Source organism: Asanoa ferruginea, from assembly GCF_003387075.1.
Lineage (GTDB): Bacteria > Actinomycetota > Actinomycetes > Mycobacteriales > Micromonosporaceae > Asanoa > Asanoa ferruginea.
Genome location: NZ_QUMQ01000001.1, coordinates 7231292 through 7254249, shown reverse-complemented (window position 1 = coordinate 7254249; position 22958 = coordinate 7231292). Strand labels below are relative to the sequence as shown.

The window sequence follows — 22958 nt, the reverse complement described above, 5'->3', positions numbered from 1 at the left end:
GCCTCAGTCGCGGGCGAGCGCGGCGTGCACGGAGGAGACCGCGCTCGCGCCGTCGCCGACGGCGGTGGCCACCCGTTTCGTCGACCCGGCGCGCAGGTCTCCGGCCGCGAACACCCGGGGAACGCTGGTCTCGAACGGTAGCGGCGCGGTGGGCAGCCGGCTGTCGGTGAGAACGAAGCCGCCGTCGTCTTTCGCCACGCCGGAAAGCCAGCCCGACACCGGGTCGGCGCCGATGAAGCAGAACAGCGCCCGGGAGTCCAGCCGGCCCCGCTCGGTGACGACCGAGTGGAGGGTTTCGCCGCCGGCCAGTTCGCGGACCGTGCTGTTGGGGTGCACCTGGATCAGCGGATGCGCCCGGATCCGGTCGGTCAGGTAGGACGACATCCGGGCGCCGAGGTCGGTGCCGCGGATGATCAGGTCGACCGTCGCGCCGCGCGCGGCGAGGGACAGCGCCGCCTGCCCGGCCGAGTTGGCGCCCCCGACAACGGTCACCGGCTGATTCTCGTAGCCCCGGACGTCAAGCTCCGTGGCCGCGTACCGGATGCAGCCCGATCTTTCGAAGTCTGCCCATTGTGGAATGTCGAGGCGCCGGTAGTGCGCCCCGGTCGCGGCGACAACGGCTCGGCAGTTTATCCGGGTGCCGTCTTCGAGCACGACGGTTGGCCGCTGTGCCACCGCCAGGTCGAGGCCGGCCACCGCGCAGGGCGAGTAGATCCGGACGCCGAACTTGAGCGCCTGGACCATCGCCAAGCGGGTCAGGTGCTCGCCGCTGATCCCCTGCGGGAAGCCGAGGTAGTTTTCGACGCGGGCGCTCTTGGCGGCCTGGCCGCCGAGCCCGGTGCGGTCGAGCAGGACCGTGTTGAGGCCCTCGGACGCGCCGTAGACCGCGGCCGCGAGACCCGCCGGACCGGCACCCACGACGACGAGATCGATCGTGTTCCCGTCTGGCCGGTAGGTGAGGCCGAGCGCCTCGGCGATGGCTCTGGGTGTGGCGCGGCGCAGCGCCGTACCGTTGAAAATCGCCGCAGGCAGGTCGTCGTGGCTCAGCTCGGCCAGCCGCATCAGCGAGCCCCCGGAGTCGGAGGCCGCGTCGAGCCAGGCGTGCGGCAGCAGCAGTTGGGTCACGTAGGTGCGCAGCTCCAGCGTCTCGGCGGCATCCCGTTGGCCGACCAACTCCAAGGCGTTGCCGGCCGCGTCGCCGATGACCTCGCGCCGTTCGCGGAACGCCTCGATCAGGATGTCGGCGATGTCGACCTGCTCCGCGAGGGCCCGGCGCAACATCGGCGCCCCGATCCGGACGACCTCCCCGCCGGTCACCACCCGGCAGGTGAGGTAGACATGCTGACCGGTCAACAGGTTGAGCTCGCCCAGGAAGTCTCCGGGGACACCGCGGTAGATCAACCGCTCCGGCTCGATCACCGTGGCGTTGCGGACGATGTCGACGGTCGCCGACCGGAGCAGGAAGAAGTCGTAGGAGTCGTCGCCGGTGGTGAACAGATCCCGCCCGGCCTCGGCCTGCTCGACCTCGCCGTAGCCGGCGAGCCGGCGGAACTGCTCGTCGTCGAGGACCAGACCGCGCCGCCCCACACCGTCGTTCACGTGGTTCCCTCGCGTAGTTGACGAGCACTGAACGAAGTCGGGCCCGCGTTCCGTTGGTATCAAGAGCGTCGATCTACCGTGCGCTCATGAACTATAAACCCGCGGGAATCCGGCCCCAGCCGACCGCAGCCGCCCTGAAACTTGGTCTGTGGATCCATGTGCTCAGCTACATCGTCGGCAATCTGGTTCAGATCGTGTTGTGGTGGATCCTGACCCCGGACATCTTCTTCTGGCCGCTCTGGTCGATCGTCGGCTGGGGCATCGGGCTGGGATTCCACGTCTGGGGTGTCCGCCGCTTCGCCGCGTCCCCCTAATGGCTGAATCACGGACTCAATCGGATGATTCCGGCTAAGTGGGCATATCGCCTGCGAAGAATCGTCGTTGCCATGTGTTCGTCCCAGCGGATCGCGGATGCGCGCCACGTGGCAACGACTCCGGAAGGTCCTTCATGTACGTTCGCCACCTGCTGGCCGCGACAGTCGTCTTGGGAAGCGTCGCCCTGGCCCAGCCCGCTGCCGCGTCCGCACGCGCCTTTGTGCCGTGCAACGCGGCCGCACTGCAAACCGCGGTCGTCGCGGCCAACACGGCCGGTGGGGGCACGCTCGACCTCAGCCCCGCCTGCACCTACACCCTCACCACACCGGCCGTCGGAGACAACGGCCTGGCGGTCATCACCACACCGATCCGGATCAACGGCAACCTCGCAACGATCACCCGTGCGACGTCGGCCGCCGATTTCCGCTTCTTCGAGGTCGGTGGAACCGGCAACCTCACGCTGAACGCGGTGAAGCTGAGCAACGGCCGCGCGATCAACGGTGGCGCGATCCAGGTCAGCACCGCCGGCGCCCGCCTGACACTGGTCGGCAGCACCGTCACCGGCAACACGGCCACGGCCGTCGGTGGCGGCGGGATCCTCAACTTCGGCACGGCGGAGATCAACGGCAGCACGCTCCGCAACAACACCGGGTTTCTGGGCGGCGCGTTCAACTCCCAGGCGAACAGCACGACCACGTTCAAGAACAGCACGGTGAGCGGCAATCACGGCGTCGTCGGGGGCGGTCTCGGCATCCTGGGCACCGTCACCTTGAACGGCACCCGGATCGCGAGCAACGATGCGACCGGATCGGGCGCGTTCGGCGGGGGAGTGGCCAACGGCGGCACCCTGACGGTGACCGGCGGCCTGACCCACGACAACGTGGCCAACGGCGCCAACGCACACGGTGGCGGTCTCTACAACCAGGGCACGCTGAAGGTCACCAGCAACGTGCTCTCCGGCAACGCGGCGACGGGCACCAACGCCCGCGGCGGCGCCATCTACATCGAGGGCGGCGGCAGCACCCTGGAGAAGCTCACGATCCTCGCCAACCGGGCGACCGGAACCGACGCCACCGGCGGCGCCATCTTCCGCCAGTCCGGGGCGGTCCTTTACGCCGGCAATACCCTGGCCGGCAACAAGCCCAACAACTGCGGCAACCCGAGCACGGTTGCCGGTTGCGCGTAGCCGCACATCGCGCGGGCCTGCCCGGGTCTCGTTCATCGGGCAGGCCCGCCTCTTTATATTTTGCCCCGTTACCTCCCGTTTCCGATTTCGTTGCTCCGGTCAGCAGCTCTCTCTGCCGCTTGACGTAAACGGGGGAAACGATGGGATTTTTCCGGCGAGCATCAACAACCGCGTTGCTGGCACTCGCGCTCGTGGGCCTGGCCAGCCTCGGCCCGGCAGCCGCCGACGCGGCGGCGGCCGCCCCACCCGGCCCGACACCGACCGACGTGCCGGCGCCGATCGTGGGGATCGACTCGGTCTCTCCACTGAGCGGCCCGGCCCGGGGCGGCTTCGTCATCACCGTGACGGGGGTCGGCTTCGCGCCGGACCAGACCACGGTGCGGCTCTGCGACATCGACGTGCCACCCGCTGACGTCTCGGTCAACGGCGCCGGCAACGTGCTGACGTTCACCGCTCCGCCGTGCACGGCCGGGCGGACCCAGCTCGTCGTGAGCACGCCGACGGGCTCGTCGTCCACGGTCTACCGCTACGAGTCCGAGGACACCCTCCCGGTCACCGGCGCCCCGGTCTGGCTACCACTCGCGACGGGCTCGGTGCTGAGCCTGACCGGCGGCTTCCTGCTGTTCCTGACCCGCCGCAGGTCACCTCGACGCACCTACTGCTGATCTGGACCGGCGCACAGCGGCGAGGCGTGCCCTCGCCGCTGTGCACCCCGGCCTCAGATCAGTGACCTCGGATTCGAGATAGCCACCAACTGCCACTGCGGCCTCGGCGTCATTGGTGCTCCGTCGATCAAAGGCTTTGCCTGCTGGTCGTCGGAGACGACAGCTCTTCGGGTCCGTCAACCCAATTGCGAATCGACGGAGACAGGCGGCCGTTGCGCACGGCTCCATCAGGCTCTGCGGCGACAACGACGAACGCGGTCAACAGTTGCCCGACAGGCCTCCCCCCTGCTGGCACTCTCCGCTCCGCGAGCACGATCCTGCGATCTCGAGCCGACAGGAACACGAACTCCTCGTATGGCGTCATGTCCAGAAAGCGCAGACGGGCGATTCTGCCGATGATTAGCCTGACGAACATGTCATCGCTGGAGCCGGCAGGTCGATAGTTTTTCTTGTCACCCCGCCGGGTGAACTTTGCCACCGGCTCAGTCCCGAGAGCGAGCTCTCGATGCAGGTGACGGCGCGCTGCCGCCAGCTCATCTGGCGAGGCTCGCCCAGCGACCATGACCCCGTGCGCGTATCCCATGCCGTGGGTGCTGGAAGCGTTGTAATTAATAGTCCGGAAGACCTCTGCAAGCGCCTGATTGAGATCTAGCGGCGGTGGCGACGACGGGGATCCATAGTTGATGTCAAAGTGGTATCGCTCTTCGCTCTCCACAAGAGACTGCCCTTCACGAATGGAGTCCGTTCTCAACCTGTGCTCGTCGATCACCCGCTGACCATGGCACCTATGAGCGCGAAGAACAGGCAGGCGCCGCCTACGGTGGCTGCGGGAACTGCCCAGCTAGCACCGAAGATCCAGGCGACGAGAGCGATCCCTAGAGAAAGTAGCCCGGCGGCGACAAGGACTCCTTGCAACTTTGCGGCCAAGCCACCGATCAACGCGCCAATGACGAGCACCAGGACCACGGCCAAGAATCCGAGGACAACCTTGCCGATCACGCCAAGTCGATCCCCGGGTGTCTGCGCCCCCAATGAAACGATCATTTCCATGAACGTGACCCCAGACCAAGACGGGATAGCAGGAACCTCTGAGCGTTCTTAAAGTACGGGATCGGGCACCGACGTAAAACCTCGAAGTTGCCTGCGGTTACCACGAAAGAGTGCCAAGAACAACATGGGCAAGCGCCACTATCCCGCCTTTGATCAATGCGTGGCGGATCTGCCGCGACCGAGGCGCCTATTTCGCTATGCCGTGCTGTGCGAAACGTGCGTCGGCGGCGGGTCGTGGCGAGTGACGGACCTGGCCGGCATTCGAACTACCGAGCGGCCCGCGGTGTCGAGTCGCGGACGATCACCTGAGTCGGCAGGACGATGTGGCGGCTGGTCAAAGGCTCGTCGCCGAGCATGGCGAAGAGCATGTGCGCCGCCGCGTGCCCGGTCTCCTGTAACGGCATGCGCACGGTCGTCAGCGCCGGCTGTGTGTGCGCGGCCAGCGACCGATCGTCGAACCCGCTGATCGCGACGTCGTCCGGCACCGACAGCCCCAGCGTGCGGGCGGTCTCGAGGACGCCCGCCGCGATCGTGTCCGACGCGCAGACAATCGCATCGGGACGGTTGGGACCGCGCAGCAGGTCGAGGGCCACCGCGGCGGCCGCGGCCGTGTCGAACGGGACCGACACTTCGCGGGCGCCCGGGATGCCCGCCGCCTTCACCGCCGACCAGAAGCCCGTCGAGCGGAGTTTGCACGCCGACACGTGGGTAGGGCCGTTGAGCAGCACGAGTGAGCGCCGGCCGCCGGAGATCATCAGCTGAGTCAGCTCCGTGGCCGCCGCGTCGTGGGTGCAGTCGACCCAGCCCACGCCCGGGAGTTTGCTGCGGTGGCCGATCAGCACCGTTGGGGCGCCGAGGCCTACCAACTGCTTGATGATCGGGTCTCGGGCGCCGGCTGCCGGCAGGACCACGCCGTCGACGCGGCGGCGGCTTACCGTGTCGAGCACGTGTGCAGACTTCTGGCCTGACATCGTCAGCAGCAGCAGGTCGTAGCCTGCCCGCTCGGCCGCGTCGCCCAACGCGCCCAGTAACGCCGGGTAGACCGGGTGTAGCACTACCTCCGACGCGTGCAGCGGGAACAGCACGCCCAGCGTGCGGCTGCGGCCCGTCGAGAGTTGGCGTGCCGTTGGGTCCACCCGGAAGCCGTGCTCCGCGATGACGGCCGAGATCCGGTCGCGGGTCGCGGCGCCGACGCCTGGTTGGCCGTTCATCGCGCGGGAGACCGTCCCGGCCGAGACGCCGGCCAGGGCGGCGATGTCGCGGATGGTCAGTCTGTCGTTCTTCGCTGCGGTCACGCCGGCTCGACCTCCAAGATCCACGCAACCGGTTGCGCTGTTGCGGCGCAACGCTACCAGGCGGCTTCGAGAAATCTTCTCGTAACCTCTTGTGCCCATCTCACCGTCGGGCCCAAGATTACGCAACCGGTTGCGTAAACCGGTTGCGTACCCCCGGGGGTTAAGGAGAAAGTCTGTGTCTGACCTGGGCATCGGCATCGTCGGCCTGCACAACCACTACCACGCCTACCCGTTCGCCGACTATCTGCGCCGCGGGCTGCCGGGCCTGCGCCTGGTCGGCGTGGCCGACGAGCGCGCCGACCTGGCCAAGGAGTTCGCCGCCGACTACACCGACGGCGTCTGGACCGCCGACTACGCCGACCTGATCCGCCGCGACGACGTCGACGCGGTGATCATCACGTCCTACACGTCGGCACATGCCGACCACGTCGAACTGGCCGCCGCCGCGGGCAAGCCCGTGCTGCTCGATAAGCCGATCGCCACCACGATGGCCGACGCGCGCCGCATCGTAGACGCCGCCGAGCGCGTCCCGGTCATGATGGCCTACCTGCTGCGCTACCTGCCGGTCTACCGCCAGGCGCTGGACGCGGTCCGCGAGGGCGCGGTCGGCGACCTCGTCTCCGGCTTCTACTCGATCCGCTTCCCGGTCGGCGCGATCACCGACTCACCCAAAACCCAGGACCAGGGTTGGTACGCCGACCCCGTCCGCGGCGGCGGCGGCGGTTTCCTCGACCACGGCGTGCACTTCACCGACTTCTTCCGCTGGTTCTTCGGCGCCGAAGCAGTCAACGTGACGGGCCAGATCGGCACGCTGACCTACAAGCAACTCGGCGTCGAGGACTACGGCATCGCCACGTACACATTGGACACCGGCGCGATCGTCACCGTGGAGAGCACCTGGCACGCCGCCGACTACTTCGGCCCGCTCGCCTCCCCGGACCACGCCGAGCTCAGCGGGACCCGGGGCGAGATCGCGCTGCACTACCAGAAGAGCCCGCAGACCGAGATCCAGGGCATCGACCCGCCCTGGCTGGGCCGCCGCTACATCGACCTGGTCGGCGAGGAGCGCTACGAGGCGTGCTACCGCGACCTCCTGCTCGCCTTCCGCGACTGGGTCAACGGTGGAGAGCAAAAGGATCTCCCCACCGCGTACGACGGCCTCAAAGCCCTGGAAATGATCATCGGCGCCTACCAGGCCGCCGAGACCGGCACCCGCGTGACGTTCCCGCTGGAGACCCGATGAGCGCCCGCCGCGAACCCAGCCCGAGTCGGACCGCGCGAAGCGAGGCACGAGCATGACCGTCAACATCGCCGTCGTCGGCACCGGCCGGATCGCCCGCGTACATGCCGAGGCATACAAGCATGTCAGCGGCGGCCGCCTGACCACCTGCACCGACCCGATCAACACCGCGGCGGAAGCCTTCGCGACCGACTACGGCCTCACGATCGCCCCAGACCTCGACGCCATCCTCGCCGACGACACCGTCGACGCGGTCCTGCTCGCGAGCCCCAACGCCGTGCACGCCGACCAGACCATCGCCGCCCTGAAAGCGGGCAAGCACGTCTTCTGCCAGAAGCCGATCAGCCTGACCCTGGCCGACGCCGACCGGGTCGTCGAGGCCGCGGCCAACAGCGACCGCATCCTGCAACACGGCTTCATGCTGCGCTTCACCCCACCACTGCCGGGCCTCAAACAGCGGATCGCCAGCGGCGAGTTGGGCGAGCCGATCGCCTCCCGCGCCGCCGTCTTCGGCTGGGAACCGACCAACGACTGGTTCTACGACCCGGCCCAGGGCGGCGGCGTCATCCTCGACACCCTCGTGCACTTCGGCGACCTCGTGCAATGGCTCTTCGGCCCGGCGACCACGGTCTACACGGCCGGCGGCGCCTACGTGCTCGAGGGCGCCAAGCGCCACCGCAGCCCCGACAACGCGACCGTCACCGTCACCCACGACACCGGTGTGGTCACCAGCATGTATGTCACCTGGACGGCGGGCCACGGCAACTTCACCATCGAGGCGTACGGCAGCGCCGGCGAAGCGGCCGTCGACCTCGTGCAGGCCCAGGCGATGCGCACGTTCGACAAGACCACCGGCTGGGGCTACCCCGACCTGCTCTGGGACTACGGCTACCAGGGCGAGCAGCAGTATTTCGTCGACCGCATCGCCGGCCGGGTCGACGGCTCCCAGGCCGCGACCCCGCGCCAGGCCCGCGACGCCCTCTCTCTGGTGCTGGCCGCCCAGCGCTCGCTCGACGAGGGCACGGCGGTGAAGCCATGATCGGCGTGAGCGTCATCGGTGCCGGCTTCTGGGCGCGCGAGATGCACCTGCCCGCCCTGGCCCAGTTCCCCGGCGTCAAGATCACCAGCGTGGTCGCCACGAGCCAGGAGTCGGCCGAGCGGGCCGCCGGCCCCTACAAAACCAAGGCGTTGACCGACATCGCCGCAGCCGCAGCCGACCCTGACACCGACGTGCTCGACATCGTCGCACCGCCGGACATCCACCTCCCGGCGGTCGAGATCGCCGCGGCGCACGGCAAGCACGCCATCTGCATCAAGCCACTGGCCCGCAACCTCGACGAGGCCGACCGCATGCTCGCCGCCGTCGAGGCCGCCGGCACCCGGCTGTTCTACGCCGAGAACGTCCCGTTCATCCCGGCACTGCACGAGGCCCGCAAGGCCGTCGACGCCGGCGAGATCGGCGAGGTGTTCCGGGTCAAGGCCTGCGAGGGCATCGGCCAGCCACACTCACCGTGGTTCTTCGACCCCGAAAGGTCCGGCGGCGGCGCGATCCTCGACATGGCCGTGCACAGCCTGGAGTTCTGCCGCTTCTTCGCCCAATCACAACCATCCACTGTGTACGCCGAAGCCGGCACCTTCGTACACCAGAAGCGAACGACGGCCGAGGACACCGCCGTGCTGACCGTCCGGTTCGCCAACGGCGTCATCGGCCAGTGTGAAGACAGCTGGAGCCTGGCCGGCGCGATGGACTCCCGCTTCGAGATCTTCGGCACCGAGGGCCGGATCCTCGTCGACAACCTCCACCGCCAGCCGCTCCAGGTGGTCAACCAACACGCCGGCTGGTCGTACCCCCTGCCGATCGCGGGCCTGGTCGCCGACGGACATCTCGCGATGCTCGGACATTTCCTCGACTGCCTGCGCAGCGGAGCGCCGTCGCTCAGCGACGGCCACGTCGGCCGCGACGTGCTCGCCGTGGTCGACGCCGCATACCGATCCGTGGCCAGCGGCCGCCGGGAAGAGATCAAGGAGACGACACGATGACCGACCTGCGGATTGGCATGGTCAGTTGGGCCCACGTGCACGCCGAGTTCCGGGCCAAAGCCATCAGCGAGATCCCCGGCGCCCGGATCGTCGCGATCAGCGACGACGACCAGGATCGCGGCAGGGCGGCCGCCGCCCGGCACGGCGTCGACACGTTCGTCGAAGACTGGCGCGACCTGGTCACCCGCGACGACGTCGACATCGTGATGGTGCACTCGGAGAACAGCCGCCACGCGGAGCAGGTGGTCGCCGCGGCCGAGGCAGGCAAGCACGTGTTCTGCGAGAAGCCGATCGCCACGACCGTGGCGGACGCGACCGCGATGGCCGAGGCCGTGCGAAAAGCGGGCGTCGACGGCACCGCCGCCTTCGTCAGTCGATTCTCCAAGGAGGCCGACCGGGCCAAGAAGATCGTCGACTCCGGCGTGCTCGGCCGGGTGCTGCTGACCCGTGGCTTCATCGGCCTGGCCGGCATCGCGGAGATCGGCTGCCCGCCGGACATGACCGCCTGGATGAACGACCCGGTGCTCGGCGGTGGCGGCGCCTGGATCGACGAGGGCTCGCACGGCATCGACCTGCTGCGCTGGCTGGTCGGTGAGATCACCGAGGTGTCGGCGTTCACCGCCAACCGGCACAAGCCCGACCTCGATGGTGAGGACATCGCCGTGGCGCTGCTGCGCTACGCCGACGGCGGGCTCGGCGAGATCGGCACCGTCTGGAGCCTGTCCGCCGACATCGGGATGCGCAACAACCTGGAGATCTACGGCACGGACGGCACGCTCGTCATGCGGGCGACCGACCCGTTCCCGCGGGTCGAGGTCTACCGGTCGGGCGACGATCCGCTCTACCGCGGCTGGACGACACCGCACATCGAGGCGGACGCCACGGAGCCCCACGACTACGGCTCCTGGCCGCCGCACACCCACCACTACAAGCGCGAGGTCGCCTCCTACCTGCATCGGGCAGCGGCCGGCCTGCGTCCCTTCGGACCCACCCTCGACGACGGTCTGGCCTGCCTGCGGGTCATCGCCGCCGGCTACGAATCTGCTGGTAAAGGCGGCGGAGCAGTAGCAACGCTTGATCAATAACCGCTAACTTGGCCCCGGAAGGAGATTCGGATATGGCAAGACCACAGCGACAGGTCCGGCGCTGGTCCGGATTCGCGATCGCCCTGGTCGTCGCTTCGGCGGTAGTCGCGTGCAGCGGCGGCACCGGCGGATCGGGCGGCTCCGGCGACGGCGACCCGAACGCCGCTCCGGCCAGCGCCGGCGGCCCGATGGGTCGCTTCCCCGACGACAAGCTCGTGCTGTCCCGCTGGGCCGGCGATCCCTGGACCAGCGGCCAGAAGGACGCGGCGGCCGCCTGGGCGAAGGACACCGGCGGCTCGCTCGACCTCGACGCCGTCCCCTACGAGAACCTCCACGACAAGCAGGCGCTGGCGCTCGCGGGCGCCGGCGGCTACGACATCCTCTACGTGCACCCGAGCTGGTTCGGTGAGTTCGCCAAGGCCGGCTATCTCGCCCCGATCGACGACAAGCTGGCCGACCCGAAGCGCAACCCGGGCGGGTTCTCGGCCGACTCCTTCCTCCCGAACGTGCTCGCGCAGGGCAAATACGACGGCAAGCAATACTGTCTGCCCGACTTCGTCTCGACCACCGTGCTCGCCTACCGCAAGGACGTGTTCGAGAAGAACGGCCTGAAGCCGCCGACCACCCTCGACGAGGTCGCCGCCGACGCGGCCACGCTCAACGGCAAAGACGGGATGGCCGGCATCGCCCTGCCCGGCAAGCGTGGGGGAGCGGTCGCCGACGTGATGGGCTCGCTGCTCACCGCGCAGGGCAACTGGTGGTTCGGTGCCGACGGCAAGACCACGCTCGACAAGAGCGCGGCGGCCAACGCGGTCCGGTTCTACGTGCAGGCCGCGAAGAACGCGCCCAGCGGCGTGCTCAACTTCCACGTCGACGAGGCGTCGACCGCGGCGGCGCAGGGCAAGGCCGCGATGATCATCAGCACCACGCCGTCGCTCCAGGCGCTGGAAGACCCGGCCAAGTCGTCGACGGCCGGCAAGTGGGGCTACGCCCCGCTCGCCTTCACCGCTGACAAGCCGGCCGGCGAGCTCATCTACTGGAACTGGTGCATCGCCGCGAAGTCGACGCAGCAGGACGCCGCTTATTCCTTCCTCCAGTGGTACACCAGCGGCGAGCAGCAGGCGAAGGTCGCGATCGCGGCGGCCACCGGCGGGGCGACCAAGGACTTCTACACCAACCCCGACGTCGCCGCGAAGCTGCCGTTCCTCGACGCGATGAACAAGGCCCTGACCACCTCCAACCCGCAGCCGAGCGTAGCGGCCTGGCCGAAGGCCCAGGACCAGATCGAGCTGGCGGTGCAGGAGGCGATCCAGGGCAAGAAGTCTCCCGAACAGGCCGCCGACGCGATGTATCAGGCCGTGTCGTCGGCGCTTGGTGGGTGATCGACGGGTGGACACCCTGACGCGGCCCGGGCCGGTGGACTCACCGGTCCGGGCCGGGCCCCGGCGCCGCGGGCGCCACGGCCGCCGGCTCGGCTACGGCATGCTCACGCCATCGCTGGTGGTGCTCGCCGTGCTGATCATCCTGCCGCTGGCGTACTCCCTGGTGCTCTCGCTCTTCTCCTGGAAGCTGACCGACCTCAACCTGCCCAAACCGTTCGTCGGGTTCGACAACTACACGCGGATCCTGCACGACGCGACGGTCGGCCGGGCGCTGGTCAACACCGTGATCTACGTGGTCGGCGCGATCAGCGTCGAACTCGTCCTCGGCTTCGTGGTCGCGGCGGCGCTGTTCGAGATGACCAGGGGCCGCAAGCTCGCCAACGCGCTCATCCTGCTCCCGATGATCATCGCGCCGGTCGTCACCGCCCTGCTCTGGCGCTACCTGCTCGATCCCCAGTTCGGCCTGGTCACCCAGCTCAGCGACGCGGTCGGGCTGCCGAGCGGGATCGGCTGGTTCGGCTCGTCGGGCCTGGCCCTACCCTCGCTGATCGCGGTCGACGTCTGGCAGTGGACGCCGTTCGTCGTGCTGGTGATGCACGCCGGCATGCTGTCGATCAACGAGGAACAGTTCGAGGCGGCCCGCGTCGACGGCGCCGGCCACCTGCGGATCCTGCGCAGCATCGTGCTCCCCGCGATCGTGCCGCAGATCCTGTTGATCCTGCTGTTCCGCACGATGGACACCTACCGGATCTTCGACACGGTCTTCGTGCTCACCAAGGGCGGCCCCGGCCTGTCCACGGAGACGATCGGCCTCTACACCTACCGCACGGGCTTCTCTTACTTCGACATGGGGTACGCGATGGCGCTGAGCGTTTTCATCCTGCTCACCGTGCTGGTGATCTCGGCGTTCTACATCCGGCTGCTGCGCCGGCGGGAGGCGCTGTGAAACGGTGGACCGTCGCGAGCTACACGATCGTCGTCGTCTTCCTGCTCGTCGTGCTGGTGCCGATCGCGGCCGTGGTGGTCAACTCGCTCAAGGTGCCGGCCGACATCTTCACGCCGTCGCTGAAGCTGGCCTTCACCCCGACGTTCGACAACTACGCCAAGGTGCTCGGCGACCTGCACTTCCAGACGTTCCTGATGAACAGCACGCTGGTGGCGCTCGGCAGCACGGCGCTGTCGCTGGCGGTCGGCGTGCCGGCCGCCTACGCGCTGGCCCGCCTGCCGATCCGCGGTCGCGAACTGTGGGCCGGCGGCATCCTGTTCACCCGGATGGTGCCCGCGGTCGCCCTCGTCGTGCCCATGTATGTGATCTTCCAGCGCACCGAGTTGCTCGGCACCTACTTCGCGCTGATCGCCGCGCACACCACCTTCAACCTGCCGATCGTGATCTGGATGATGCGCTCGTTCTTCGAGGAACTCCCGCCCGACCTGGAGGAGGCCGCGCTCGTGGACGGCTCGGGCCGGTTCGGCGCCTTCTGGCGCGTGGCCCTGCCGCTGACCGCGCCCGGCCTCGCCGCCACCGCCGTGCTCTGCCTGCTCTTCTCCTGGAACGAGTTCCTCTTCGCCCTGGTCCTGTCGGGGCGCGACACCCAGACTGTGCCGATCGGGGTGGCCAGCTTCATCGGCACCGTCTCGGTCGACTGGGGCGGCAGCTCCGCCGCGGCCGTGCTCGCACTGGTGCCGGTCTTCCTCCTCGGCCTCGTCGCCCAACGCTTCCTGGTCCGCGGCCTCACGTTCGGGGCGGTGAAGGGATGATCATCGGCGCCCAGTATTACCGTCCCCCGAACCCGCCCCACGAAGACTGGGACCGCGACCTGGAGCGGATGCGGGCGGCCGGCTTCGACACCGTCAAGCTGTGGGCCTGCTGGTCGTGGATGCAGCCCACGCCCGACGCGATCGACTTCGCCGACCTGGACCGGCTTTTCGACCTCGCGCACCGCCACGGCCTCGGCGTGGTCGTCAACACGATCCTGGAGAACGTGCCCTACTGGCTGGCCGCTTTACATCCCGCGGCGCACTACCACGACCACGAGCAGCGTCCGGTGCGGCTGACCGCCGCGATGAACACCCCCGGCGGCGGCTGGCCCGGCCTCTGTTTCGACAACCCCGCCGTGTGGGAGGCCGCCGCGTCGTTCCTCACCGCCGTGGTCGAGCGCTATCGCGCGCATCCCGCCCTGCGCGTGTGGGACGTCTGGAACGAGCCCCACCTCGAGCCCGCGTCCTACTTCCCGGACCGCCTCTACTGCTATTGCGACGCCTCGGTGGCCACGTTCGTCGCCGGCCTGCGCGCGTCCTACGGGTCTCTCGACGCGCTCAACGACGCGTGGTCGCGGCGCTTCTCCTCGTGGGACCAGGTCGAGCCGCCGCGGCTCTTCGAAGCGGTGCCCGACATGATCGACTGGCGATCGCACTGGTTCCGCAACCTGGCGGGCTGGCTCGACCGCCGCTGCGCCGTGGTGCGCGCCGCCGACCCCGCCCACCCGGTGATGACCCACGTGGCGCTGAGCGGCTTCACCGGGCAGCTCGCGACCCACACGCTCGACGAGTACACGCTGACCTCGCCGATTGACGTCTTCGGCACCTCCAGCTTCCCGACCTGGCTGATGGCCGACGACCACGTCGAGCACCTGTTCAACCTGGACACCGCGCGCGGTGCCGCCGACGGGAAGCCCTTCTGGCAGGCCGAGTTGCAGGGCGGCCGCGGGCGGCGCGACGGGCGGCGCAGCACGCCGCACCCGGTGCCGTCGACGGTCGCGTTGTGGATGTGGAACGCGCTCGCGGCCGGTGCTTCCGGGGTGGTGTTCTGGCAGTGGCGGCCGGAACTGCTCGGCCCCGAGTCGCCCGGTTATGGGCTGTGCGCTCCGGAGGGCAGCGTGACCACGCGGGTGGCGGCGGCCAGCGACTTCGCCGCCGCGGTGCGGGACCTCGACGGTGCCGTTGCCGAGCCCGGGTCGGTCGGCCTGCTGGTGTCCCGAGAGTCGGCACTGCACGCGTTCGCGACGGACCGCTCGATGTCGCTCTACCGCGACGCCATCCTGGGCGCCTACCGGCTGCTGCTCGACGCGGACCTGCCCATCGAGATCCTGCACGCCGACCGGGTCGCCGCAGACGGGGTGCCAGCCCACATCCGGTCCCTCTATTGGCCGATGCCGTCGGTCGTCACTGTGGAGTTGGGCTCGTCGTTGGCGGACTTTGTCCATCATGGAGGGACGCTGGTGTCGGAGGCCGCCCCGGGCGAGCACGACCAGCTGGGCCGGCGCCGGCCGACGGTGCCCGGCGCGGGCATGGCGGAGCTCTTCGGGGCGCGCCAGGTCGATGCCGACATCGTCACGTCGGTCGAGGTGGGCGGGCTGACGGGGACGTGGCAGCGCGAGACCCTGGCGGTGGCCGACGGCACGGTCGTCGCGACGTTCTCCGACGGCACACCGGGCATCGTGCGCAAGAGCGGCGCGGTGCTGGTCGCCACCTACCCATCACTGTCCTATGCCACCACGGCCGACGCCGACACGCGGTCGGCGCTGCTCGCCCTGCTCGCGCCCGAACGCCACCGCACCCTCACCTGGGACCTCCCCGGGCCCGGGCTGCTCCACCGCGTGCTGACCACACCCGACGGCGGCCGCGTCGTCGTGGCGGTCAACTGGACCAACGAAGAGCAGAAAGCGGTGCTGGGCGGCGCGGGCGTCACGGTGCCGGCCCGCACGGGAACCCTGTTTCCGATGGTGTCCTCTGTTGAAGCTGCGCCCCCTTCCCCACGCATCTAAGCTGGCGGATTTCCCACCCTCGGGAGAAACCTTAACCGGGGGGTACGACATGACTGCCATGATCGAACTGGAGGCTCTCGCCCGCGAAGTGACCGGTCCGGTGGTGGTGCCGGGCGACGACGGCTACGCCGCGGAAGCCGCGACGTGGAACCTGGCCGTGATCCAACGCCCGGCCGTCGCCGTCGGCGCGACCTCGGCCGCCGACGTGCGGGCCGCCGTCCGGTTCGCCGCCGAAAACGACCTGCCGATCACGGTCGTCGCCACCGGACACGGCACCGTGCTCGACTCCGACGGCGGGCTCCTGCTCAACGTACGGCGGATGAACGACATCCGGATCGACACGGCAGAGCGCACGGCGACGATCGGCGCGACGGTCGAGGCGCAGGCACTGGTCGAGGCCGCCGCCGAGGTGGGCCTGGCGCCGCTGGCCGGCTCGTCTCCCAACGTCGGGGTCGTCGGTTACACGCTCGGCGGCGGGCTGAGCCCGACCCTCGGCCGCACCTACGGTTACTCAGCCGACCACGTGCGGGCATTCGAGATCGTCACGGCCGACGGCGAGCAGCGCCAGGTCGACCCGGAACACGAGCCGGACCTGTTCTGGGCCGTCCGCGGCGGCGACGGCAACTTCGGCGTGGTCACCTCGCTGACCGTCGACCTGCTGCCGATCACCCGGCTCTACGGCGGCGGCATGTACTTCGCCGGGGAATACACCCCGCACGTGGTCGAGGCCTGCCGCCAGTTGACCGCCACGGCCCCGGAGGCGCTCACCGCGTCGATGGGTTTCCTGCGGTTGCCGCCGGCGCCGTTCATCCCGGAACCGCTGCGCGGCCGGTTCAGCGTCCACGTGCGATTCGCCTACCTGGGCTCGGCCGACGACGGCAAGCGGTTCGCCGCCGACCTGCGGGTGACCGCGCCCACCCTGGTCGACACGGTGGCGGAGATGCCGTTCACCGCGATCCCGGGCATCCACGCGGACCCGGTCGATCCACTGCCGGCGTACGAGACGACAGCCCTGCTCCGCGACTTCCCGCCGGAGGCAGCGGACGCCATGATCACGGCGGCCGGCCCCGCGGTCGACACGCCCGCGCAGGTGGTCGAGCTTCGACCGCTCGGCGGCGCGCTCGCCCGGCAACCGGAGGTGCCCAACGCCGTCGGCACCCGCGACGCCGGATTCCAGTTCCTGGCCGGCGCCACCGGGGAGATCGGCGCCGCGGAGGACGTCCGCCCGCCGCTGACCGCGATCGTCGACGCCATGACCCCGTGGATGACCGGCCGCGCGATGGCCAACTTCATCGGCGTCTACGACACGACCCCGGAAACGGTCCGCCGTGCCTTCGAGCCGGCGACCTACGACCGGCTCGCCCGGATCAAGCGCGCCTACGACCCGACCAACCTGTTCCGGCCCAGCCACAACATCCCGCCGGCATAGGCCGCCGCCAGCGGTTTGACCTTGACACGGTGGCAAGGGGTTCACTGTGGCCAAGGAGGTGGTCCGGATGACCATGGCGAAAACAGACACGGGAGCACTCCGCGGGCTGGCGAACAGTAGCGAGTCGGTCCGGCTCCAGGCAGCGCTGGCGATCGGCACGAACCCGGACCCCGCGTTCGTCGACCCACTCGTCGAACGCTGCGCGATCGAGCCGGACTTCTTCGTGCGCGACATGCTCACCTGGGCGCTCACCCGGCACCCGGCGTCGGTGACGGTCCCGAAGCTCATGGCGGAACTCAGCGAAGAGCGGGCCCAGGCCCGCAGCCAGGCGCTGCACACGCTGTCCAAGATCGGGGATCGGCAGGCGTGGCCGGCGATCACCCACGCGCTGCTGACCGACGCCGACGACGAGGTGGCGCGGAGCGCCTGGCGGGCCGCCGTCCTGCTCGTACCCGAAAATGAAGTGGAAGATCTGATCACCGTGCTGGCGAGCCAACTCGGACGCGGCGGCCGGGAGACGTGGTTGAGCCTGAGCCGCGCGCTGGTCGCGCTCGGCGACGCGATCCTGCCGACGCTGCGCGCCGCCGCGACGAACGCTGACCGGCGACGGCACGCGGCCGCCACCGAACGGATGTTGCGCGACCCGGATGGCAGGCAGGGGTGACAAGAGCGTGTTGATCGGTGACGTGGCCCGGCGGTCGGGGGTCAGCGCCCGCATGCTGCGGCATTACGAGGCGCTGGGCCTGGTGCGGCCGGCGGACCGCACCGGGGCCGGCTACCGCGAATACTCCAGCGACGACATCCGGCGGATCTTCCACATCGAGAGCCTGCGGTCCCTGGGGCTGTCGCTGCGTGAGGTCGGGCGTGCGCTCGACGACCCCGGCTTCGCGCCGGGGGCCCTCGTCGAAGACCTCGCCCGCCAGACCCGCGAACGCATCGCGGCCGAGACGGAGCTGCTCACCCGGCTGCGCCGGATCGGTGCCGCGGAACCGGCCGGCTGGGAAGAGGTCCTTCAGGTCGTCGCACTCCTCCAGGGTCTGGGCTCGGAGAGTGCGGGGCGGCGCCAGCGCGCGGCCCTGTCCGCGGTCGACGAGGCCCCGCTGCCGGTGGAGGCGCTGGTCGAGGCGGCGCTGAGCGAGTCGGACCCCAACGTCGCCGGGGCCCTCCGTTGGGCGCTGGCCCAGTTGGGCGACGGCGGTCTGGTGCTGCTCGCGGAGGGCCTCGGCGCACCGGACCAAGAGGTGCGCGAGCGTGCCGTCCGATCGATCGCCGAGATCGCGACCGCGGCGGCGACGGCGGTGCTGCACGACGCCCTTACCAACCAAGACATCGTCGTACGCCGGAATGCCGCCCTTGCCCTCGGCGCCCGCGGCGGAGCCGAGGCGGTCCCGACCCTGATCGACATGATCGTGGAGGAGGCCAACGACGCCGACGCGGCCGACGCGCTGAGCGCGCTGGCGAGCGATCCGGTGTTGGCGGACCGGATCGCCGCCGCGCTCGTCGACCGCCTCTCGGCCGAACCGGCGGCCCGGCAACGGCTGACCCAGGCGCTGGCGGACATCCCGGGAAGCACGGCGTCGGGCGCCCTCGAAGAGCTCGCACACGACGCCGACCGCGCCGTCGCGTTGACCGCGACCTACATCCGCCAGCTACGAGCTACGGGTGGTGGCGCTCGCTGAGATCGGCGAGGAGTTCGGCGCGGTCGCGGTGCAGGTTCGTCGAAGGGAAATCGGGCGCTCGCTCCCGCACCGCACTCCACGTGAGGTGCACGACGGCATAGCCGGCATCGTCCCGGATCCGGAACAGCACGTCGTCGCAGACAGTGCAGGCCGCGACCAGGTCGAGGCTTCTGCCGGCGAGGGCATGCGCTTCGGCGACCTCCCGGTCGAACTGGGCGTGCAGGGCCCGTCGCCGGTCCGCGCAGGTGTCGAGGTTCTGCCAGTGCGCGGGCAGGATGATCTCGTCGCCGCCGACGATCACGCCGCCATCGCCGAGCAGCAGGCCCTCGCGGTAGCGGCTGTCCTGGTACTCGACGAGGTGACTGGCGATCAGTTCGATCGCCAGCGCCGCGGCGAGGCGCAGGCCGTCGCCGTAGAAACCGGTCCTCGTCGTCGGGTGAGACGAAGCCCGAGTCGAAACGGCTTTGCCACGCGAGCAGTCCCGCGCGTGCCGTGTCGCTGATCGGCAACGAGCCAATGTCCAACGGCGACACGAGTCCCGCTCCATCGGTGAGGGAGAGGACGACGCCGTGGGGGTGTTCGGCGCGAACCGTGATTCGAGCACGCACACGGGGGATGGTCGCACAACGAAGCCGAGGCGGTGCGGGTGAGTCTGCCGCAGCGTCTGGGGCTGTCGTGTCCATCTCTCCGCGCCGACCACGCCTCTGGCACGCCGTAGGTCGGGGATACTGTCCACGAACGCGCTGCCAACGACTGGGAGACTGCGATGGCAAAGGCCCAGAACGGTGCAAATCCGGATTTGAAGCTTGAAGTGATCACCATCCCGGTCGCGGATCCTGAGCGGGCGAAGGCCTTCTACGCCGGTCTCGGGTGGCGGCTCGACGCCGACCTCGTCCTCGGCGGCAGCCGGGCCATCCAGTTCACGCCGCCGGGATCGCTGTGTTCGATCCACTTTGGCATCGGCAGCCCGCCCACTCCGGAAGGCACCCCGCCGGGGTTGTTCCTGATCGTCACCGACATCGAGAAGGCCCGGGCCGACCTGATCGCGCGCGGTGTCGAGGTGGGTCCGATCTTCCACCGCACGGCCGACGGTGTCGCCGATGGTCCCGACCCTGACCGCAACAGCTACAACTCGCTGGCCGCGTGGTCAGACCCCGACGGCAACGGCTGGCTGCTGCAGGAGATCGTCAACCGGCTGCCCGGCCGGATCGACAGCGGGATCACCTCCTACTCGTCGGTCGCCGACCTGGCCAACGCGATGCGCCGCGCCTCCGAGGCACACGGTGAGCACGAGAAGCGCACCGGCCAGGCCGACGCCAACTGGCCTGACTGGTATGCGACCTACATGGCGAGCGAGCAGTCCGGAGCCGAACCGCCGAAGTGATCCACATTCGACTATCATGGCCGCGTCCGCTGCGGGGCTGTGAGGAGTCGAATGCCATGACCGACGAGATTGCCGTTCCGGCCAACCTGCACGCCGACCGGCCGCACCCGGCGCGGGTCTACGACTTCCTGCTGGGCGGCAAGGACAACTTCGCGGCCGATCGGGCGGCCGCCGAGGCCGGCCTGCGGGCCAACCCCAACAGCCGCATCCCACCGCGGGAGAACCGGGCCTTCCTGCGGCGGGTGGTGCGCCACCTCGCGGCCGAGGCCGGGATCCGCCAGTTCCTCGACATCGGCACCGGCATCCCGACCGCGCCCAACGTGCACCAGGTCGCGCAGGAGGTGGCACCGGAGGCGCGCGTCGTCTACGTCGACAACGACCCGATGGTGCTCGCCCACGCCCGGGCCCTGCTGACCAGCGGCGGCCAGGGCCGCACCGAATACATCGACGCCGACCTGCGCAACGTCGACGCGCTGCTGGCGTCGAAGGAACTCCGCGCGGTCATCGACCTCGACCAGCCGGTCGGACTGCTGCTGATCGCGATCATGCACTTCGTCGGCGACGACGACGATCCCTACGCCATCGTCGGTCGGCTCCTCGATGCCCTGCCCTCGGGCAGCTATCTCGCGTTGTCGCACCTCACCGGCGATTTCGACCCGGGCGCCTGGGAGGGCGTCGCCGCCGTCTACCGGCGCAGCGGCGTCACCATGCAGGTCCGCTCCAAGCCGCAGATCGAGCGCTTCTTCGACGGCCTCGACATGATCGAGCCCGGCGTCCAGGTGCTGCCGGCCTGGCGCCCCGACGCGGACAGCGGCGAAACCCCAACCGACACCCAGGTCTCGGTGTACGGAGGCCTCGCCCGCAAGCCATGAGGCGTGGCGCGCGGCAGTGAGGCGTGGCCCGCGGCAGTGAGGCGTGGCCCGCGGCCGGTGAGGCGTGGCCCGCGGCCGTGAGGCTTCGCGGGCAGGCGTGGGGCCCGGCGGGCAGGCGTGAGGTTTGGCGGGCTGGCGTGAGGTTTGGCGGGCTGGCGTGAGGTTTGGCGCGCAGGCGTGAGGCTTCGCGGGCAGGCGTGAGGTTTGGCGCGCAGGCGTGAGGTTTGGCCCGCGGCCGTGAGGCTTCGCGGGCAGGTGTGGGGCCCGGCGGGCAGGCGTGAGGTCTGGCGCGCAGGCGTGAGGTCTGGCCCGCGGCCGTGAGGCTTCGCGGGCAGGCGTGAGGCCTGGCGCGCAGGCGTGAGGCCTGGCCCGCAGCCGTGCGGCCTCGCCCGCAAGCCTTGATCAGGCGGGCGCCTCGAAGGCCCGGATCGCGAGCAGGGCCAGCCGACGGGAAGCGGCCACCCGCGCCTCGACGGAGCCGGCGTGCAGCCCGCCGTTGGCCATCAGCACCAGGACAAGATCGTCGACCCGAAAGTCGGGTCGCAGGTGGTCGGCGGCGCGGCGGGCGAGTTCGCCGAGCAGGCCGAGCGCGCGTTCGCGGGCCGCGGCCAGGTCGATGGCGTGCGGAAACGCCGCGGTGAACGCGGTCGTGAAGCCCCGGTTGCGGGCGTGTAGCTCGCACAGCCGCTCGATCACGACGCGGAAGCCTTGCCACGGATCAGGGTCTGCTAGGCCGTCCTCGATGACCGCGTGGCAGGCGTGCATCTGCTCCTTGAACGCGTCGGTGACCAGCGCCTGCTTGGTCGGGAAACGGCGGTAGAGAGTGGCGGGGCCCACCCCGGCGCGCCGGGCGATCTCGCGCATCGGGACGTCGAGGCCCTGGGTGGCGAACACCGTGCGGGCTGCTTCCAGCACGCGCTCGCGGTTGTCGCGCGCGTCCGAGCGCAGCGAGTGAGGCAACTGGTCGACCACGCTCTCACTTTAGCTAACCGGACGCCGGCGTCCACTACCGTCGCGATCATGAAGGCAGTTGTGATCAAGCAGTTCGGCGGCCCTGAAGGGCTGGAACTCGTGGACCTCCCCGACCCCACTCCGGGGCCGGGACAGGTGCTGATCGCCCCGGCGGCGATCGGCGTCGGCGGCGTCGACGTCGTGATCCGCAGCGGTGCCCTGGCCGCCTACGGCTTCCGGGAAGGTCACATCCCGGGCGGCGAGGTGGCGGGGACGGTGACCGCGGTCGGTGACGGCGTCGACCGGACCTGGATCGGCCAGCGGGTCTGGGCGTTCACCGGGACCGGCGGCGGCTACGTCGAGCAGGCGGTCGCCCCGATCGCGGAGGTGCTCCCGCTCCCACCGGGCCTCTCCGGGGAAGACGCGGTGACGCTCGGCAGCTCCGGGGTCGTCGCCCACTTCGGTCTAGCCCATGCGCACTTCGCGAAGGGCGAGACCGTGCTGGTGCGGGGCGCGGCCGGCAGCATCGGGATCATGACGGTGCAGCTCGCCGCCCGCGGTGGTGCCAGCGCCGTCGCGGTCACCACCTCGTCCGCGGAGCGTGGCCGCCGACTGCGCGACCTCGGTGCGACACACGTGCTCGACCGAGCGGGCAGGGACGGCCCGGGCTACGACGTCATCATCGACGTCGTGGCGGGCGAGGGCCTCCCGTCGTTCTTCGACCGGCTCAACCCCAACGGCCGCCTGGTCGTCGTCGGCGCAGTCGGTGGCCAACCGCCGGCCGACTTCGGCACGAGGTTGATGGCCGCGTTCCAGAAGTCGATGTCGTTCGCGACCTTCAGCGCCGCGACGGTGGCCGACCCCGCCCGACGCGCGGTGCGGGCGGAGCAGTTCGCCGCCGCGGTCCGGGGCGAACTCCGCCCGGTGGTGCACGAGGTGCTCCCGCTGGAGCGCGCGGTGCTGGCGCACCAGAAGATGGACGCGGGCGAGGTGTTCGGGCGGATCGTGTTGACGCCGTGAGG

23 protein-coding genes are annotated in these 22958 nt (G+C 70.0%); 17 read left to right on the top strand and 6 right to left on the bottom strand.

The features are described 5' to 3' along the window. Positions 1 to 3 precede the first annotated feature (3 nt). Complete coding sequence (locus tag DFJ67_RS33950) at positions 4 to 1599, bottom strand: FAD-dependent oxidoreductase (RefSeq protein ID WP_116072573.1); 1596 nt, start codon at positions 1597 to 1599, stop codon at positions 4 to 6. Between the two features lie 86 nt (positions 1600 to 1685). Here DFJ67_RS33950 and DFJ67_RS33945 point away from each other — a divergent pair, with 86 nt between their 5' ends. The 3 genes from DFJ67_RS33945 (at position 1686) to DFJ67_RS33935 (ending at position 3765) form a co-directional block, all read left to right on the top strand. Beyond that, complete coding sequence (locus tag DFJ67_RS33945) at positions 1686 to 1913, top strand: 2TM domain-containing protein (protein WP_116072571.1); 228 nt, start codon at positions 1686 to 1688, stop codon at positions 1911 to 1913. A 134-nt stretch (positions 1914 to 2047) separates the two neighbouring features. Continuing rightward, a complete protein-coding gene (locus DFJ67_RS33940) occupies positions 2048 to 3100 on the top strand; it encodes a hypothetical protein (protein WP_116072569.1) in 1053 nt (350 codons plus the stop codon). A 140-nt stretch (positions 3101 to 3240) separates the two neighbouring features. Then, the gene (locus DFJ67_RS33935; RefSeq protein WP_116072567.1) at positions 3241 to 3765 is read left to right on the top strand and encodes an IPT/TIG domain-containing protein; all 525 of its coding nucleotides are present in this window, start codon (positions 3241 to 3243) and stop codon (positions 3763 to 3765) included. 127 nt (positions 3766 to 3892) lie between these two features. Here the strand turns inward: DFJ67_RS33935 and DFJ67_RS42405 are convergent, their stop codons facing one another. From DFJ67_RS42405 to DFJ67_RS42400, 3 genes are all read right to left on the bottom strand, one after another. After that, positions 3893 to 4534, bottom strand: coding sequence for a hypothetical protein (locus tag DFJ67_RS42405; RefSeq protein WP_147315702.1), 642 nt, complete (start codon positions 4532 to 4534; stop codon positions 3893 to 3895). Then, positions 4531 to 4815: a hypothetical protein gene (locus DFJ67_RS33925; RefSeq protein ID WP_147315701.1), complete on the bottom strand. Its 285-nt coding sequence runs from the start codon at positions 4813 to 4815 to the stop codon at positions 4531 to 4533. Before DFJ67_RS33925 ends, DFJ67_RS42405 begins: the two co-directional genes overlap by 4 nt. A 266-nt stretch (positions 4816 to 5081) precedes the next feature. Beyond that, positions 5082 to 6110: a LacI family DNA-binding transcriptional regulator gene (locus DFJ67_RS42400; protein ID WP_170216099.1), complete on the bottom strand. Its 1029-nt coding sequence runs from the start codon at positions 6108 to 6110 to the stop codon at positions 5082 to 5084. Positions 6111 to 6285: 175 nt separating this feature from the next. Here DFJ67_RS42400 and DFJ67_RS33905 point away from each other — a divergent pair, with 175 nt between their 5' ends. The 11 genes from DFJ67_RS33905 (at position 6286) to DFJ67_RS33855 (ending at position 18729) form a co-directional block, all read left to right on the top strand. Further along, positions 6286 to 7353: a Gfo/Idh/MocA family protein gene (locus DFJ67_RS33905; RefSeq protein WP_170216098.1), complete on the top strand. Its 1068-nt coding sequence runs from the start codon at positions 6286 to 6288 to the stop codon at positions 7351 to 7353. A gap of 52 nt (positions 7354 to 7405) precedes the next feature. Next, positions 7406 to 8389, top strand: a complete 984-nt coding sequence (locus DFJ67_RS33900; RefSeq protein ID WP_116072554.1) for a Gfo/Idh/MocA family protein — start codon at positions 7406 to 7408, stop codon at positions 8387 to 8389. Beyond that, a complete protein-coding gene (locus tag DFJ67_RS33895; RefSeq protein WP_116072553.1) occupies positions 8386 to 9390 on the top strand; it encodes a Gfo/Idh/MocA family protein in 1005 nt (334 codons plus the stop codon). Before DFJ67_RS33900 ends, DFJ67_RS33895 begins: the two co-directional genes overlap by 4 nt. Next, positions 9387 to 10475 carry a Gfo/Idh/MocA family protein gene (locus DFJ67_RS33890; RefSeq protein ID WP_116072551.1) on the top strand — a complete coding sequence of 363 codons (1089 nt, stop codon included), beginning with the start codon at positions 9387 to 9389 and terminating at the stop codon, positions 10473 to 10475. The genes DFJ67_RS33895 and DFJ67_RS33890 overlap by 4 nt, the downstream gene beginning before the upstream one ends. 32 nt (positions 10476 to 10507) lie before the next feature. Beyond that, complete coding sequence (locus DFJ67_RS33885) at positions 10508 to 11857, top strand: extracellular solute-binding protein (RefSeq protein WP_116072549.1); 1350 nt, start codon at positions 10508 to 10510, stop codon at positions 11855 to 11857. A 7-nt stretch (positions 11858 to 11864) separates the two neighbouring features. Beyond that, positions 11865 to 12803 (top strand): carbohydrate ABC transporter permease, encoded by a 939-nt coding sequence (locus DFJ67_RS33880; RefSeq protein WP_116072547.1) that lies wholly within the window; start codon positions 11865 to 11867, stop codon positions 12801 to 12803. Next, complete coding sequence (locus DFJ67_RS33875) at positions 12800 to 13615, top strand: carbohydrate ABC transporter permease (protein WP_116072545.1); 816 nt, start codon at positions 12800 to 12802, stop codon at positions 13613 to 13615. Before DFJ67_RS33880 ends, DFJ67_RS33875 begins: the two co-directional genes overlap by 4 nt. Continuing rightward, entirely contained in the window at positions 13612 to 15621 is a 2010-nt protein-coding gene (locus DFJ67_RS33870; RefSeq protein ID WP_116072543.1) for a beta-galactosidase, read from the top strand. The genes DFJ67_RS33875 and DFJ67_RS33870 overlap by 4 nt, the downstream gene beginning before the upstream one ends. A 49-nt stretch (positions 15622 to 15670) precedes the next feature. Then, positions 15671 to 17050 carry an FAD-binding oxidoreductase gene (locus DFJ67_RS33865; protein WP_203783409.1) on the top strand — a complete coding sequence of 460 codons (1380 nt, stop codon included), beginning with the start codon at positions 15671 to 15673 and terminating at the stop codon, positions 17048 to 17050. Between the two features lie 67 nt (positions 17051 to 17117). Further along, positions 17118 to 17714, top strand: a complete 597-nt coding sequence (locus DFJ67_RS33860) for a HEAT repeat domain-containing protein (protein ID WP_116076964.1) — start codon at positions 17118 to 17120, stop codon at positions 17712 to 17714. A 7-nt stretch (positions 17715 to 17721) separates the two neighbouring features. After that, entirely contained in the window at positions 17722 to 18729 is a 1008-nt protein-coding gene (locus tag DFJ67_RS33855; RefSeq protein ID WP_116072539.1) for a HEAT repeat domain-containing protein, read from the top strand. On the opposite strand, the gene DFJ67_RS33850 is transcribed toward DFJ67_RS33855, so the two are convergent. After that, on the bottom strand, positions 18707 to 19276 hold the full coding sequence (locus DFJ67_RS33850; protein ID WP_147315699.1) for a hypothetical protein: 570 nt from the start codon (positions 19274 to 19276) through the stop codon (positions 18707 to 18709). The two genes, DFJ67_RS33855 and DFJ67_RS33850, sit on opposite strands and share 23 nt — an antisense overlap. Before the next feature lie 252 nt (positions 19277 to 19528). On the opposite strand from DFJ67_RS33850, the gene DFJ67_RS33845 reads away from it, so the two are divergent. Together DFJ67_RS33845 and DFJ67_RS33840 are read left to right on the top strand one after the other, a co-directional pair. Then, on the top strand, positions 19529 to 20113 hold the full coding sequence (locus DFJ67_RS33845; RefSeq protein WP_239097079.1) for a VOC family protein: 585 nt from the start codon (positions 19529 to 19531) through the stop codon (positions 20111 to 20113). A gap of 56 nt (positions 20114 to 20169) precedes the next feature. Then, on the top strand, positions 20170 to 20985 hold the full coding sequence (locus tag DFJ67_RS33840; protein ID WP_116072533.1) for an SAM-dependent methyltransferase: 816 nt from the start codon (positions 20170 to 20172) through the stop codon (positions 20983 to 20985). A gap of 402 nt (positions 20986 to 21387) precedes the next feature. Here DFJ67_RS33840 and DFJ67_RS33835 read toward each other — a convergent pair whose 3' ends face one another. Further along, positions 21388 to 21957, bottom strand: a complete 570-nt coding sequence (locus DFJ67_RS33835) for a TetR/AcrR family transcriptional regulator (RefSeq protein WP_116072531.1) — start codon at positions 21955 to 21957, stop codon at positions 21388 to 21390. Between the two features lie 48 nt (positions 21958 to 22005). Here DFJ67_RS33835 and DFJ67_RS33830 point away from each other — a divergent pair, with 48 nt between their 5' ends. Continuing rightward, on the top strand, positions 22006 to 22956 hold the full coding sequence (locus tag DFJ67_RS33830) for a zinc-dependent alcohol dehydrogenase family protein (RefSeq protein ID WP_116072529.1): 951 nt from the start codon (positions 22006 to 22008) through the stop codon (positions 22954 to 22956). The last annotated feature ends 2 nt before the right edge of the window (positions 22957 to 22958 follow it).